Raw genomic sequence first — 16,223 nt, forward strand, 5'->3', positions numbered from 1 at the left:
GGATGAATGAGATGAAGGAAGCATTGTTAACGAAGTTTGAAACAGGTAATGCACGTGTAGGAGTTATTGGACTTGGCTATGTAGGACTTCCCCTTGCGGTTGAAATGGCACAAAAGGGTTTTGAAGTATATGGAATCGATGTATCTAAAGAAAAAATGGACATTCTAAATAACGGGAAGAGTTATGTAATGGACATTTCTGATAACCAAGTAGAGGCCATTATTGGTAAGAACTTCTTCCCTGGAGATGATTTTTCAGTTATCTCTAAATTGGATGCTGTTAGTATTTGTGTCCCAACACCTCTTGCTAAAACAAAAGAGCCAGACGTTTCTTACATCAATGCCGTTGTTGAAAAATTGGTTGAGTTTATGACAGAAGGAACGCTAGTTGTTCTTGAAAGTACGACTTATCCAGGAACAACAGATGAATTGATTAAAGCTGTCATTGAAGAAAAGACTTCTTTCCGTGCGGGTGAAGATTTCTTCCTTTGTTTCTCACCTGAGCGTGTTGATCCAGGTAACCAGCAGTTTAATACAAAAAACACACCTAAAGTGCTCGGTGGTGCAACAAAGCCATGTCTTGAACTCGGAGTCTCTCTTTATAGCTCGTTCCTTGAAAACATCGTTCCTGTTAGCTCAACAAGCGTTGCTGAAATGGTTAAGCTTCTTGAAAACACTTTCCGTAGCGTTAATATCGGTCTTGTGAACGAGCTAACGATGATGTGTGATCGAATGGGAATCAATGCTTGGGAAGTTATTGATGCAGCAGCTACGAAGCCATTTGGCTATATGCCTTTCTATCCTGGTCCAGGAATTGGTGGACACTGTATTCCGCTTGATCCAGCTTATCTTTCGTGGAAAGCAAAGATGTTTAACTTCTATAACCGTTTCATTGAACTTGCAAGTGATGTGAATGGAAACATGCCACGCTATGCGCTTAATCAAGCTGCAGATATTTTAAATGATAATGAGAAGTCCATTAAAGGATCTAAAATCTTTATTTTGGGTATGGCATATAAGAAAAACATCGATGACCTACGTGAATCTCCAGCACTTGAAATTTATCGCCTTCTTGAAGATAAGGGAGCACACGTGTATTATCATGATCCGTTTGTTTCAAGCTTTAAGAATGGAGAAGAAGTTGTTTATTCCGTTGAGCTGAACGACCAGAACCTTGATGACGCTGATCTAGTTGTCATCGCGACTGATCACACAACAGTAGATTATGATTATGTCATTGATCGTTCTAAGCTAATTTATGACACACGGAATGTAACAAAGAACTACAAAGATTCGAAAGGTAAAGTGACGCTACTAGGTGGACAGCAGAACTTTGATCTACCGACGAATGTTGAAGAAAACTCAAGTGTGAATCCTAAGTAATTGAAGTAAAAGGAGAATTTTACATGAAATTTGATGTTAGCCCATTTTATACAGAAAATATCGAGGTTTCTATTAATGAGGGTTGCTTAAACAACAAAATGATCGCAAGCGGAAGAAAAGCAAATTCCCTTCTTATTCTTTCTGGTAATGGGGAAACACAAGCTTCATTAGAACTAGCAAGACTTGATCAACGTGTGAAGGAGCTTGTTCGTTTTGATGAGGAGCTGCAACGAAAGAGTGAGTCATATCAATCACTGCCACGAGAGCTTCAGGAAAACATCATAATTCAAAAAGCGAATTTCTATCATTCAGAAGAGTTACGCTCATACCAAACAGACATGGTGCTTTTAGAAGGAAGCTTTACAAAAAGGTTCTTTGAAGAAGCATTTCTTGGAACGTTACATGGTTTAGTTTCCGAAGACATCAATGGTACGATTGCAGTCAAATTACCAATGAATGAAGAAATTACAGAGGACATTTCAGAAGTTGTTCTTTGCTTAAACCAATTTTTCATAGCAACTTCTATGGGGTTTGAAGATGGTTATTTCTTTTTCCTGGGAGAACCCCGGACTGCACTTCCTGAAGAACGGATCAAGCAAGAGGTTACAAGTGGCCTACTAGCTGCGATTTTGAAACTTGAGAAAGCACTCCAAAAGTTGAATCAAAGTCATCCTGTGGTACAAGAAAAGAGTGACAATCAAGAAAATGATGAGATTGCAAAAGCGGTGGCAAATCAGAATCTTGATCAAATGATTCAGCAACAGTTTCAAATTCGAGAGCTTAGTGAACAGCTTAAGGTTCTTAAAAATGATTCGAAAAAGAAAGAAAAACAGATTACTCAGATCACAAAGAAATACAACCGTGCTCAGCACATCGTAAACCACTTGGATTCAAATGCGTCGGCTAGATATTTAATTGGTGATGCTGTCATGGGATCAACAAAATCATTCGGTCGAGCCATTCGACTTCCGAAGCGACTTGTTCAAATTTACAGGGACGCTAAAAATGGTAAATTAGGTCGAATTAAGAATGGTTCTGGATCATTTGAGATTGAACCGATCGATGATGGAAATGCCATTCTCTTTGTACCAACTAACGGGGCGGGTCTTGGACATCTCACGAGATTACTGGCTATTGCAAGACGAGTAAAGCGTATTGAGCCATCTAAGAAAATTATTTTTCATACGACGAGTTCAGCCATGCACTTGATATTGCAAGAAGGGTTTCTAGGTTACCACTTACCTTCCAAAATGCTCTTTCCTAAAGAAATGAGCGCAAAGCAGTGGAATGCGATGCTACGTGATCATCTTGAAACGGTTATTAGTATTCACCAGCCAGAAACGATTGTTTTTGATGGTGCGTTTCCTTATGCGGGTCTTGTTGCCTCAATGCGTAAAAAAGATGGATTGAGAAAGATCTGGGTGAAGCGAGGACAGCATAAAGAAGGTAAAGCAGAGTTAGTGGAATCGAAAGAAGCAGAATTCGACGAGGTTTATGTTCCAGGTGAAGCTGGTGGGGAAAACAGTATGCGAAAAGAAGGAATGAAAACGTACTGTGAGCCAGTGTTATATCTTGATCGAGAAGAGCTAAAGGATCGTGAGAGTGTTCGTCGACAATGGAATATCCCAGAAGGTATGAAGATGGTGTATGTTCAGCTTGGAGCAGGTAAAATCAATGACATTCATTCAACGATTTCTATTCTTCTTAATGAACTGCTAAAGAGAGATGATGTTTTCGTAGTAATTGGGGAATCCATTATTGGTAATCGAATGGATTTAAAAATGGATCGTGTTCTGACACTAAGAGACTATCCAAATTCGATTTACTTCAATGCCTTTGATCTCATCGTTACAGCTACTGGCTATAACACATTCCACGAAGTGATGTATTTTGGAGTGCCATCGATCTTAATTCCCAACGAGAATACAAAAACAGATGATCAGGTGGCAAGAGCCATGATCGCTGGAGATGCTGGGGCTGCAATCGTCTTAAGAGATCCGGGCGCTACTGATTTTGAAAAAGCGATTCGAGAAGCTCTTGATGAAGAGAACAATCGAAATATGAGGAAAAGTGCTCTTTCACTTATGAAGGAGAATGGAGCACAGCAAATGGCTGAAATGATTGTCCAAAATGTAGCAGCTAATAAATAGAATTGGATTTGGGAGAGTGAAGATGATGAAACGAAAAATTCTAGTGCCAATCGCATTTAATAACTGGGCTTTAACAGATGTGAATGAGAGTCGTTTAACGAAGGAATGGATTGACCATCGTATGGAGATTTTCATGAAATACACGTGCAAAAGTCTTAAAGCCCAAACGAACCAGGATTTCACTACAATTCTTCAGTATGATCAGCGTTCAGAAGAGCATGTGATGAACGCTCTTAAACAGCACGATCCACTTCCAGATAATATTAGATTCGTGCCTAAGAATGCCTATAACAAAACATTAGAACGTGAAATTCAGGACTATGATGAAGTGTACTTCGCCCGCATTGATTCTGATGATATGTACCACAAAGGTTATTTTGATTTTCTAAAAGATCATCAGCCAGTTGAAGGTACTGAGGCGCTTATCAACCAATATGGCTATTTTTATGACGAGTATTCAGATAAAGTAGCAACTGCCAAAATCAAATCACCGCCTTTTTATACACTTATTTATAACGTTGCTGAATATTTAGAAGGAAAGCGCCACCCTGTAAAAGGGCATTTATCGGTGCACAGCCTGAAACATGAATTGTTAGAACCAAGAAACTATGTGCAAGTTATTCACTCGAATAACATGTCTACATCATTTGAAAATCGCTACATCGATGGATTAGTTGAAGATGAGAATGAAAAAAATCAAATTCTCCGTAATTTCTGGGGATAAACGTTTATATGAAAAGCTGTCGGGTTGTGCCGACGGCTTTTTTTACTAATAGTTCTTGGTGTTTATGCGCTAAATGAAAGCGACTTAGAAAATAGCGATAAAATAAGTGGAAGCTTATTTGTAAATAGAAGCAAGAACCCTTCATGCGATTGATTTCATAATAAAGAATGCCACCTCATTTTTTAACAGTAGCTTTAAGGAAAGATGTAAAACATTCGAAATTTACCATTTAATCCTTTTTTGATCATGTGGAATCATATATAATTCAAATAAATGGTATTCAATTAATCAGCTGCTTTGGCAGTAGAATCAGGAGAATGGTATGTTGAAAAATCAATTAACATATTTACAAAATGAGTCATTTACCATTCCTGAATCTCAACGCTCCAGACTAAGGTGGTGTGGGTCTAGAGCTTCAGGGCAACATATACTTCATATTAGTCAAAAACCAGGTATTCTCTCGATCATTAATCAAGATCCTCAGCTAGATGTTGTAAATATTTTCGCTAGTAAAGACTCAGTAGTTCTTACTCATCCACTAAGTAAGGATTGTGTAAGTACCTTTTGGTCGGGGGATTTGAAGAGCGAGATTCCTTTTCCTATGAATTACTTCGATGCCATTATTACGGAAGACACGTTAATCGAAGTTATGTCTTCGCAGAATAATGAAGTCCAGAGATTACTTAAACCGAATGGGAAAATAATTGTAACTGAAGCATTAGAACATGCAGGAGAATTAAGAGATGAGTGGGAAACACTATTTCATAACTTTGAAGAAATTGATATGCGCATTGATGAACACTACGTGAGTTGGGTTGGACGAAATGTTGTAAATCCCCCTACAGATTATGGGGAGGCAGGGAAAGCTTTTCTTGAAGAAATAAGAAAAGTCATAGTGCAAAAGAAAGCTAAGCGTGCTGCCTTGTTACAAAAAGAGCTAGAAACGAAAAGAAATGAGGAAGTAGTTAGGCTTGAAGAAAAGAATAAACTTCTTATGAAGCTCCCTATTATCAAGAAAAAGCACGAAGCGCGAATTGATCAAATCCAGTTAACGAGTGTTGAGAAAAAGCGCATTCTTCAAGAGCCGGAAGAAACGATAGTGAAACCTAACAAAATGAGACCTGAAGAGCAATTAGCTCATTTTTCAACGTTAGGAAAAATGACAATTGTCTATTGGGATTCCGAAGTATATAGAAAAAATAGTCTTAAGCTTGCACATCAGTTAGTGGAAACACTGAGGAATAGGGGTAAAAATGTCGTTTACGTCTATGAAGAGGAAAACGAATTGATAATTCCCATTCACCTTGATGGATCGAGGTTCTTACAAATTTCAACTTCTGAATTCTGGAGAAGCCTCCATTTATTTGAAGAGCCAGAAATGTATATTACTCATTCTGATCTCCAAATAGCCAAAAGAATGGGGCGATTGCAGTGGAAGAAATGGAGTATCTTCTATTTACCAGAAAAGATAGTAGATCGTGATGCTCACTTATTTCTTATGAATAGTCTTGATCCCAGTCACTTTCTAGTGTCAATGGGACGCATGCATCCCATTGAATTGAGAGAAGAAAATTCTGTAGTGAACACATTAACTAATGAATCTTCTCGTATTGTAATCGGTTTTGTTGGTGATCTTGGAAAAGACTGCATTGATTATCAAGCAATGAAAGATTTGCTCGTGGAAAACAAAGGTCTAGGTATAGAGTTAATAGGGTACAATCTACCAGATTCAAAGCCTATCAACTCGAAAAGACTTACGATCAGAGAGTATGCAAACGATGTTGATTTAATGAAAAGAGTCGGAAGATGGACAGGTGGCATTCTTCCATTTCGATATTCGGCGTCAACCTCCGCGCTTGTAAAGATGGAAAGCTTAGGCATTCCTATATTTCATATTAAAGAATGGAGTGCTCCACTAGAAGATCAGGAATTTATTTCTTATGGTAGTGGAGAGAAAGTCGGTGTCTTGTTAGAGGAAGCTGTCTTACGCTTAGAGGGGAGGAACGATCGTTGAAAATCCTCTATATTTATCGCTATTTATTACTAGGTGGAGTGACGACACAACTTGCGAATAGACTTGGGTTTCTAAAATCGATTAGTGATCCCCACTTTATCTTTCTATCCGATCATGGGGGACAGACGGCCTTTGGAGATTACGAGAAAATCCATGTTATGACAGAACCTTTGACCATCTATCAGTATATAAAAGAACATGATTTCGATTTAGTTATTGCAATTGACACGAAGGAAATAACGGACTACTTAATAGAAGTTCATTGCAAGACCCCTATTATTCAAGAAGTACATGGTATATCTTATAAGCTAAATTATTTAGTAGAAGAGGATCAACGCCATTTCCAGGGGTATATTGTGCCTTCGAATTATAGTAAAAACAGAATTGTAGAAGATTATTCTGCACCCGAAGAGCGAACATATGTCATTCCAAACTGTCTAGATACGACATTGTTTTCCCCCAAAGAAGTAGAACCGATTACAAATAAAAAGATCATTTGTTGGGTTGGAAAACTCAATGATCATAAAAATTGGCAAGGTTTTTTGGACCTCGCAGCACGAATTTCTCAGAAGAGAGATGACTGCGTTTTTTGGATTGTCGGTGGAGAGACTGCTTCGTCAAAAGCAACTAAGCACCTTTTTCAGGAAGCAAACAAGCGAGAGCTCAGTATTCACTGGATAGACCGGATGGAGTATAGTGAAATGCCAAAGCTGTATGCAATGGTGGCCAAAAGCGGTGGTTGTACAGTGAGCACTTCCAAAGGAGAATCGTTTGGGATGAGTTTGATTGAAGCGATGGCTTGTGGATGCCCTGCAGTAGCACCGAGGGTTGGAGCTATTCCTGAAATATATCTGGGGGATTTAGGGCGCCTAACATATGAATTACACGATTTGGTAGCGTGTGAGTCTATTGTGGATAGTCTCCTTGATAATGCAAAGGAACGAAATGAGCAAATTCAAAAGGGAATTCAAAAGGTACAAAAACACTATTCAATTAATCAAGTCGTCACCCAATACTTTGAGTTACTTCAAACATTATCTACTGTTCAAAAAGTCTGGTAAAATACCGGGCTTTTTGTATGTCGTCCGGTTCTACTCGTAAATAGCTATTGTTGTTAGCAACAATAGTGGATGGCACAAATTTAACAATAGAAATTATGAACTGAGTGTAAATTTTTGTTTACACTTCTGATCCATTCCTCAATCAACTTTTCTTTCGAATCATAACGAAGTATAATGAAAGAAGTGTTTTTATGTCGTATTCTGGTTAAGAGGGAAAGGATTCATTATGAAGATTTTATATATATCTCAACATTTCCCGCCCGAGATAGGTGCAGCTCAGGCGCGCGCCTATGATATGTCAATGAACTTGGTAGAAGAAGGCTGCGATGTAACTGTAGTTACATCATTTCCTAATCATGTTTCTTCCAAAAAAATATTTCAATCGAGCAAGCATCTTGGTGTAAATGTTATTCGTACTTTTGTCGTACAAGATACAAAAAAGAGCAAGCTCAGAAGAATGCTGAATTACTTTTCATTTATGACAACCTCTATCATAGCCGGATTATTTGCTAAAAAACCTGACGTCGTCTTTGCTACTACCCCTCAACTTTTTGTTGGGCTTTCCGGTTATGTATTAAGTAAACTGAAACGTGCCAAATTCGTGATTGAAGTTCGAGATTTATGGGTGGATTTTGCAGAAGTTTTAAATCAAATTAATAATAAAAAATTATTAACGCTGGCTCGGAAATTAGAATGGTTTCTTTTTAAGCAAGCTGATCATATTGTTGTAGTTACGCATGGGTACAAACAATATCTTATTGAAAAGGGTATCCCTGAAAATAAAATCGATGTGATTACTAACGGTGTTAATCCAACTGAGACAGGAGTCCTAGTACCTGAAGAGGGAGTGAGGATTCGTGCTGAGCACGGTCTGGAAAATCAGTTCATTATTTTATATGCGGGTAACATGGGCATTGCTCAAGGCTTGAAAACTGTACTTGAAGCGGCAAATGTTCTGAAAGATGTCTCTTCGATTACCTTTGTTCTTATTGGTGAAGGAGCTGAGAAAGAACGCTTACAACAGTATCAAAAGGATAAAGATCTCCAGAATGTTCTGATCCTCGACAGCCGAGCTAAACAGGAATTGAATGGATTTTATGCGGCTGCTGATTTATGTCTTGTTATTTTAAAGAACCATCCGCTGTTTGAAATAACTATTCCTTCAAAATTATTTGATTGTCTGGCTATGAATAAACCGATCCTATTAGGGATTGGTGGAGAGTCAAAAGAAATTGTCAAAAGTTTAAATGCTGGCCTCTTTTTTGAACCAGAAAATGCTGAGTCGCTTGCGAACGTTGTGTTAGAAGCTACTTCTAATCCTAAAATTATGGAGTTATTAGAGAAAGATGTACGAAGTAAAATGTTGTTAAAATATAATCGTCAGGAGCTATCCAAGAACCTGGCTCACTTATTAGAATCTACTCAGGACAATGTAAAAGGTTGGTCGCAATGAAAAAAGTGTGTGTCATCACGTCTATTCATTCTCCTTATGACGGACGTATTTATCATAAGCAATGCAAAAGCTTAAAAAGAGCAGGCTATGACGTTGTGTTAATTGCTCCAGAGCCTGAGGTGGCTGAATCAGAAGAAATTCCTCTCATTACCTTTAAGCGTCCTTCAGGTGTAAAGGAGCGTCTTAAATCAACTTTTCATTTGTATAAACTTGCGAAAAAAACAAAGGCGGATCTTTATCACTTTCACGACCCTGAGCTTATGATTGTAGGGATTATGATCGAGGTGTTTCTTAAAAAGCCTGTTATTTATGATGTGCATGAGCATTACCCGAATACAATCATGGGGAGGGAATATATTCCTTCTTTAGTGAAAGTCCCTATGAAATACGCCTATGTAGGCATTGAAAAATTGGCATTAATGAAAATAAGCGGTGTGATTTATACAACAGAAGAAATTGGTCGTCGTTATCGCCGCTATAATGGATGTAAGATTGAAAATTACCCTCTCAAACAAATGTTTCCAGAAGCATCTAAAGAAAAAGATAAAAACCAAATTATCTATTTGGGGGGGATTACGAAAATTAGGGGCGTATTGCAGCTGCTTGAAGGTTTTGGAGAAGTTGTGAAAAAAGCTCCTGATGCGAAATTACTCTTTCTTGGTAGTTTTGAATCGACTGCATTTAAAGAGGAAGTAGATCAACTTATTAACAAGCTGGGTATTGATCTGAATGTAACGTTCATCAGCAGGGTACCATACGAACAGATATCGGCATATGTCGAACGTTCTGCCATTGGGGTTCTTCCGTATCTACCTTACCCCAACCATCTTGTTGCCCTTCCTAACAAGTTATTTGAATATATGGCTGCTAGTAATGCTATTATCGCATCAAATTTCTCGCACTATGCGAAAGTAATCGAGAATAGTCAGGGTGGCTTAGTTATTAATCCCGAAGATCCTAAAGATATAGCCATGAAACTAAATCAACTTCTTAGTTCCCCGAGTAAAACAAAAGAGCTCGGTGAAAATGCCAGAAGAGCCTTTGAAAACACGTACAATTGGTCTTGCGAGGAAAAAAAACTGCTTGAATTTTACCATGCTTTATTAACAAGGTAGCGGTGAAATTGGAGAAGTTTGAAAGAAGCGGGGAATTTTAATGAAAAAGCAATCAAGAATAAAAAGAAGGCGGAAGAAAAGTTTATTTCGCAGACTGTTAACGTTTGTTCTATTGATCGTTCTTGTCCTTATTGGTTATGGTGCTTATCTTGCCTATAATGCCTATGATGCAGCATCTGGCTCCTATCAGGGATTATCTCGAGGAGAAAAATCAGCCCTTCGTGATGCGGAGGTTGCAGTAACGAAGGATCCGATTTCGATATTAATCATGGGAATAGAGGATTATTCTACAGGTGGCGATAATGGGCGGACTGATACGCTAATGGTAGCGACAGTTGATCCAGATTCAAAAAAAGTCAAGTTACTAAGTATCCCTAGAGATTCGAGAGTAGAGATTGTTGGTAAAGGGATTGAGGATAAAATTACTCACGCTCACGCTTATGGTGGAACAGAAATGACGATTAACACTGTAGAGAATTTCTTGAATATTCCAATTGATTATTATGTGAAAGTGAACTTTGAAGGATTTAAAGATGTGATCGATGAAATCGGCGGTATAACGGTGGACGTCCCATTCGATTTCATTGCGCATACGGATGTACCAGGTGGTAGAGCAACGTTCACAGAAGGCCCAATGAACCTCGATGGAACAGAGGCACTAGCTTATGCACGAATGCGTAAGGATGATCCTCGCGGTGATTTCGGTCGAAGTGATCGACAGAAGCAGGTAATAAAAGCTGCAATGGACGAAGTTTCTACAGCATCAGGTTTACTAAAGTTGGACGACATTGCTCAGCACATTGGAAATAACATCGAAACGAACTTGAAGCCAACTGAATTATTTGCTCTACAAAAAGCTTATTCTGGTGTAAGGTCCTCTGATATTGAAAGCCTTACAATTGATGGTTCGGATGAAAGAATTAACAACGTGTATTATTTTAAACCAGACGAAGAAAGTGTAGCTTCACTCAGTCAGCAACTAAATGCCACTTTAAATTCAACTAAATAAATGAAAAAAAAGCATCCGATTATGGATGCTTTTTAACGTTTCATTGTACTTGTAAAAACAAGTAGTTTTTTTAATGTATTGATTAAAGGTTTCCGCTGATTACCAATTAAACCAATGAGTTCTGCCGTAAACTGAATCACAACAAGCAATAAGATAAGCAAGAAAAGTGATCCCCACAGCGTAGAGGCTGAGAATAGAATGGCAGTAATTCCAAAGAAAAAGCTGAGAAGGTAAATAATGATCACGGTTGATTGGTGAGAAAATCCAATAGCTAGTAAACAATGATGAATGTGAAATTTATCAGGCGTTGAGATTTTTTGCTTTCTTAATATCCGTCTAATGATAGCAAAGAATGTGTCAAAAATGGGGACTGCAAGAATGATGACAGGAATGATCAAACTAAACACCGTCACACTTTTGAATAATCCTAGCATAGACATTACTGAGATGGCAAACCCAAGAAAAAGAGCTCCGGTATCTCCCATGAAGATGCTTGCAGGGTGAAAGTTGAAGATAAGGAAGCCAAGAGTACTACCTATTAAAATCACGGCTAGTGCAATGACTACAAGTTGATGGTCAAGAATGGCCATTGTTAGAATAGAACCTAAAGCAATAGTGGATACACCTGCAGCTAATCCATCAAGACCGTCGATTAAATTAATGGAATTCGTTACCCCAACAATCCACAATACTGTAATAAAAAAGCTCATAAATCCGAACTCAATTCTACCTACGAATGGAAGTGAAACGAATTCAACCTGAAGTCCCGATGAGGCAACAATAATAGCGGCAATAATTTGACCAACAAGTTTAACTTTCGGTGAAACAGCCAGTTTATCATCAAAAACGCCTAAAACAATAATGAGTGTTCCAGCGATAATAATTTCTGGCATATACGGTGAATAAGGACTAAGATATAAAAAGCCTGCGACAGTACCTGCAAAAATAGCAAGTCCGCCAGCTGAAGGCATAAGCCCTTTATGAACTTTCCGTTGATTTGGTTTATCAGCTATTTTAAATTTAAGTGATACATATTTAACAATTGGTGTAGAAATGATAGCGACGGTTATAGAGATGATAAACGCTATGATATACTCTGTTAACGAATACAATAAAATCCCCCTCTAACTGAGGAATAGTAATTCATTCCTTTCATATCATATCAAAATAAGTGTGTATTGCAAGAGGTTTCTTAGCGTGCATACTTTCGAAATCACTCATGGCATTACTATCTTTCCCGAATAATGGACTTTCATGTTGAATGATAGAGGTACATTTAATTACCAATACCCTTTAGAATTAATAAGTAATCTTTTTAGACATCATATTCTTTATAGAGTTGGCCATTTGAGTGGATTTTCGCCTGTCCACTTGTAATATTCGTCATCCATTCGGTAAACTGCTCTTCTAATCCGCTTTGGATAAGAGTTTGAACTTGTACATTCTCCATGTAATCAATCTGATCTAATAAGTAATTCGATGAACGAATTTCATTTTCGACTTTACCTAATAAGGAATAATCAATTTCTGTTGTCATTTTTTCCATTAGTCTTCGCTCTACGATTCCAGTCGCATTCAGCCCTTCTGAAACCGATTGACCGTAAGCGCGAATTAAACCGCCTGCGCCTAGTTTAATTCCACCAAAGTAGCGGGTAACGACTACCGTAGTATCTTTTAGCTTTCGTTTTTTTAACACTTCAAGCATCGGTACACCTGCCGTACCCGATGGTTCACCATCGTCGTTAGCTTTTTGAATAAGATCTTGTTCTCCAATTAAGTAAGCTGAGCAATTGTGCGTAGCACTTGCATGCTCTTTTTTGATCGATTGGATGAATTCTTGCGCTTCCTCTTCGGTTGGCGTCCTTTTTACATGTGCAATAAATCGTGATTTTTGTATAGTGATTTCGTTTTTTCCATCACCTTTGACTGTATAATATGAAGTAAGCATTTGGTTAACCTCCAAGATAATCATTGAACATTCTTTAGAATGAAAGGGATTTGTTTCTTACCATCGAATAGTACATAATTAAAGATTGTGATTTAAGAGGGAAAGTAATAAGGTCGGTTAGTGTCTTTCTTATTATAAGTTTCTTAAATTAATCCATCAAATATATATCCTCAAGTCATAAAAAGACGGTCAGATACGAATTTTGTAAAAGAAGTACTTTTGGACTATCTTTTCTTAGTGTCCGTCCCTTGAAGGAATGGAGGGGTTAGCTTGGATTTTCAGAAGCTTGATCCAAATTCATTAGATGTCATTCTTGACAGGACAATGGAGAGTATTAACACAAGTAAATCAAAATTGTTCGAAATTGGAGAGCTGTCTCATGACGAATGTCAGCAGATCAATAATCAACTTCAATTGTTAAAAGAAGAATTAGAGACCGTTCAGGGTCTCAGGCAAGAAAGGCTTCATATGGACAGAATCGCTCGAGCTGAGCTTGTAAAGATTAGTAAGAACTTTCAAGACTATGGAGAGCCGGAGATTAGAAACGCTTATGAGAAGGCTTCAGACGCCCAAATTAAGCTATCTGTTAGTATGGAGAAGGAAACTCGTCTTAAAGACCAGATCGCAGACCTAGAACAGCGGATTTCTTCACTTCAAAATACGTCGGATAAAGCCGAGTCTTTTATGAGTCAAATCTCAACAGTACTTAGTTATCTAGGAGGAGAACTAAGACTCTACGGTGAGGTCATCGAAGACGCTAGAAGAAAACAAGAGTATGGTCTTAAAATTATTGAAGCACAGGAAGAAGAGAGAAAGCGTCTCTCAAGAGAAATTCATGATGGTCCGGCCCAAGTTCTTGCGAATGTGTTATTAAGGTCACAATTAATTGAACGAATTTATGAGAAAAAGGGAAAAGATGAAGCATTCAAGGAAATAAAGGATATGAGATCCTTAATTGAGGATGCTTTAAAAGAAGTTAGGCGACTTATTTATGATCTTCGTCCAATGGCTTTGGATGACCTGGGTCTAGTGCCTACATTACTAAAGTATTTAAATAAAGTGGATGACCGCTCAGAGGCAACGATATATTTCGATTATTTTGAAGGGATTCAACGACTTCACGTTCGGCTTGAGGCAGCGATCTTTCGACTTGTACAAGAAGCAGTGCAAAATGCGCTAAAGCATGCTGATGCAACTGAAATAAGTGTTGACCTGAATCTTGATGGTGATAAGATTGTGGTAACCATTGAAGATAATGGAATTGGCTTTGATGTGAACGTTCGTAAAGATCAATCTTTTGGATTGATTGGAATGAAAGAGCGTGTCGGTTTATTAAATGGGACAATTCAGGTTCAATCAACGCCGAACAAGGGTACATATATATTGATAAGAATCCCGATTCATGAACAGGAGGGCGTGTAAGAAATGTATGCAGCTAAAACCAAAACGAAAATTATAATAATAGATGACCATCGCTTGTTTCGCGAGGGAGTTAAACGTATTTTAGACATGGAAGATGATTTTGAGGTGATCGCTGAAGGTGATGATGGAGATGAAGCACTTCGTCTTGTCGAAGAAAATAAACCTGACGTGGTCTTAATGGATATCAATATGCCGCATGTGAATGGCGTAGAAGCAACAAGACAGCTTATTGAACAAGTACCGGAGACAAAAGTCATTATTTTATCAATTCATGATGACGAAACATATGTCACCCACGCAGTGAAAACAGGGGCAGCAGGGTATCTATTGAAAGAAATGGATGCAAACTCTCTTGTTGAGGCTGTTAAGGTTGTTGCATCTGGTGGAGCTTATATTCATCCTAAAGTAACGCATAATCTTGTGAATGAATATCGTCGTCTTGCTACGGAAGGTAAAAGACCATCAACTCAAATTGGTTACAAAGAAGTTGAATATCGTAAACCACTTCATATTTTAACGCGTCGAGAATGCGAAGTACTTCAACTGCTAACAGACGGAAAAAGTAATCGCTCTATAGGTGAAGATCTTTATATTAGTGAAAAAACGGTAAAAAACCACGTTTCAAATATTTTGCAAAAAATGAATGTAAACGACCGTACTCAAGCGGTTGTAGAAGCAATTAAAAAGGGATGGGTTAAGGTGCGCTGAGGCGCGCCTTTTTTCTTTGGGTCTACTTGTTATGAGAGGTAAAGATAGAGAGAAAACAAAATGAAGACAAAAAAATAGCCTCCAATGTTGGAGGCTATTTTTTGTACCATTATGCGCGCTTTGCACCAAGGTAACGTGGAGACCAGTAAGAGTTATCCATGTCACTGATTGTTACTCCGTATGAAGAAGAAGAGTGAATGAACTGACCGTTACCGATATAAATACCAGCGTGAGATGGGCCAGATTTATAAGTTTCAAAGAATACAAGATCTCCAACAGAAGGTGAAGAAACTTTGTCTGTTGCGTTCCAGATGCTAGCTACAGTACGTGGGATGGATTTACCAGCTTTATTGAATACGTATTGTAGGTAGCCGCTGCAGTCAAAACCAGATGGTGTTGTTCCAGCCCAAACATATGGTACACCGATGTATTGCTTAGCAATAGATACGACAGAAGAGTTAGATGTTGATGCACTCTTTACCTGTGATGAAGAAGATGAGCTTACAGAAGAACCATTAAGTGCTGCAAATGTGTTTGATCCTGCAATACCATCTACGCTAAGACCATTTGCACTTTGGAAGTTACGTACTGCTTGTTGTGTAATGGATCCATAAATGCCGTCAATGGAATAGTTGTAGTAGCCTTTTGATTTAAGCTGACTTTGTAAATTTGTTACACTTTGTCCACGATCCCCGTGACGAAGTGTGCTGCTGTATGTATTAGAAGAGCTGCTTGATTTAGATGAAGTTGAACCTTTTAGTGCGCTAACTGTTTGTGGCCCTACAACACCGTCTACGCTAATGCCTGCGCTACGTTGGAAGTCGCGAACGCCATCTTCAGTAATATTTCCGAAATATCCAGTTGCTTTATGGTAATCAAAATAGCCTTTGTTATCAAGTTCATTTTGTAGTTGAGTTACGTCAGAGTTGCTCATGCCATTGTATAGGGTACGGTCGCCTAGTGCTGCTTCACTTACGTTTGGTGCTAATAAAAGAGTACCTGCGAGTGTAGTAGTGATCACGACTTTCTTAAACATATTATAATTCCCCCTGATTTATAAGTTAAAACCTTTTATTTTCTCTATCACGATTGCTAGTTTACATGATTGAGATAACAGGAGGATGAATATAACATTACAATTATGTAACAGAATACCTGCCTAATTTACTAAAAGTTTCATTTTACGACATTTACATTAAAAAATATGGGGAGAAATGGTTGACAAATTATGTGAAAA

At 38.1% G+C, this 16,223-nt stretch carries 13 protein-coding genes; 10 read left to right on the top strand and 3 right to left on the bottom strand.

Features of this window, described 5'->3' with window-relative positions; all coding sequences use genetic code 11:
- Positions 1 to 11 precede the first annotated feature (11 nt).
- The 8 genes from IQ283_RS03330 to IQ283_RS03365 all read left to right on the top strand — a co-directional run bounded on the left by IQ283_RS03330 (position 12) and on the right by IQ283_RS03365 (position 10,908).
- Entirely contained in the window at positions 12 to 1,382 is a 1,371-nt protein-coding gene (locus IQ283_RS03330) for a nucleotide sugar dehydrogenase (protein WP_194218733.1), read from the top strand.
- Positions 1,383 to 1,405: 23 nt separating this feature from the next.
- Positions 1,406 to 3,532, top strand: a complete 2,127-nt coding sequence (locus IQ283_RS03335; protein WP_194218734.1) for a glycosyltransferase — start codon at positions 1,406 to 1,408, stop codon at positions 3,530 to 3,532.
- Between the two features lie 22 nt (positions 3,533 to 3,554).
- Positions 3,555 to 4,256, top strand: a complete 702-nt coding sequence (locus tag IQ283_RS03340) for a glycosyltransferase (RefSeq protein ID WP_206759423.1) — start codon at positions 3,555 to 3,557, stop codon at positions 4,254 to 4,256.
- 325 nt (positions 4,257 to 4,581) lie between these two features.
- Entirely contained in the window at positions 4,582 to 6,270 is a 1,689-nt protein-coding gene (locus IQ283_RS03345; RefSeq protein ID WP_194218736.1) for a hypothetical protein, read from the top strand.
- Entirely contained in the window at positions 6,267 to 7,331 is a 1,065-nt protein-coding gene (locus IQ283_RS03350) for a glycosyltransferase family 4 protein (RefSeq protein ID WP_194218737.1), read from the top strand. The genes IQ283_RS03345 and IQ283_RS03350 overlap by 4 nt, the downstream gene beginning before the upstream one ends.
- A 226-nt stretch (positions 7,332 to 7,557) precedes the next feature.
- The gene (locus IQ283_RS03355; protein WP_194218738.1) at positions 7,558 to 8,784 is read left to right on the top strand and encodes a glycosyltransferase family 4 protein; all 1,227 of its coding nucleotides are present in this window, start codon (positions 7,558 to 7,560) and stop codon (positions 8,782 to 8,784) included.
- Positions 8,781 to 9,899 carry a glycosyltransferase family 4 protein gene (locus tag IQ283_RS03360; protein ID WP_194218739.1) on the top strand — a complete coding sequence of 373 codons (1,119 nt, stop codon included), beginning with the start codon at positions 8,781 to 8,783 and terminating at the stop codon, positions 9,897 to 9,899. Before IQ283_RS03355 ends, IQ283_RS03360 begins: the two co-directional genes overlap by 4 nt.
- Before the next feature lie 40 nt (positions 9,900 to 9,939).
- A complete protein-coding gene (locus IQ283_RS03365; protein WP_194218740.1) occupies positions 9,940 to 10,908 on the top strand; it encodes an LCP family protein in 969 nt (322 codons plus the stop codon).
- A gap of 32 nt (positions 10,909 to 10,940) precedes the next feature.
- On the opposite strand, the gene IQ283_RS03370 is transcribed toward IQ283_RS03365, so the two are convergent.
- Positions 10,941 to 12,020: a glycosyltransferase family 4 protein gene (locus tag IQ283_RS03370; protein WP_194218741.1), complete on the bottom strand. Its 1,080-nt coding sequence runs from the start codon at positions 12,018 to 12,020 to the stop codon at positions 10,941 to 10,943.
- A 203-nt stretch (positions 12,021 to 12,223) separates the two neighbouring features.
- Positions 12,224 to 12,856 (bottom strand): YigZ family protein, encoded by a 633-nt coding sequence (locus IQ283_RS03375; RefSeq protein ID WP_194218742.1) that lies wholly within the window; start codon positions 12,854 to 12,856, stop codon positions 12,224 to 12,226.
- A 270-nt stretch (positions 12,857 to 13,126) separates the two neighbouring features.
- On the opposite strand from IQ283_RS03375, the gene IQ283_RS03380 reads away from it, so the two are divergent.
- The gene (locus tag IQ283_RS03380; protein ID WP_242057228.1) at positions 13,127 to 14,278 is read left to right on the top strand and encodes a sensor histidine kinase; all 1,152 of its coding nucleotides are present in this window, start codon (positions 13,127 to 13,129) and stop codon (positions 14,276 to 14,278) included.
- A gap of 3 nt (positions 14,279 to 14,281) precedes the next feature.
- A complete protein-coding gene (locus IQ283_RS03385) occupies positions 14,282 to 14,986 on the top strand; it encodes a response regulator (RefSeq protein ID WP_159785070.1) in 705 nt (234 codons plus the stop codon).
- Between the two features lie 109 nt (positions 14,987 to 15,095).
- Here the strand turns inward: IQ283_RS03385 and IQ283_RS03390 are convergent, their stop codons facing one another.
- Entirely contained in the window at positions 15,096 to 16,022 is a 927-nt protein-coding gene (locus IQ283_RS03390; protein ID WP_194218743.1) for a peptidoglycan-binding protein, read from the bottom strand.
- Between the last annotated feature and the right edge of the window lie 201 nt (positions 16,023 to 16,223).

The organism is Pseudalkalibacillus hwajinpoensis (assembly GCF_015234585.1).
Taxonomy (GTDB): Bacteria; Bacillota; Bacilli; order Bacillales; family Guptibacillaceae; genus Guptibacillus; species Guptibacillus hwajinpoensis_B.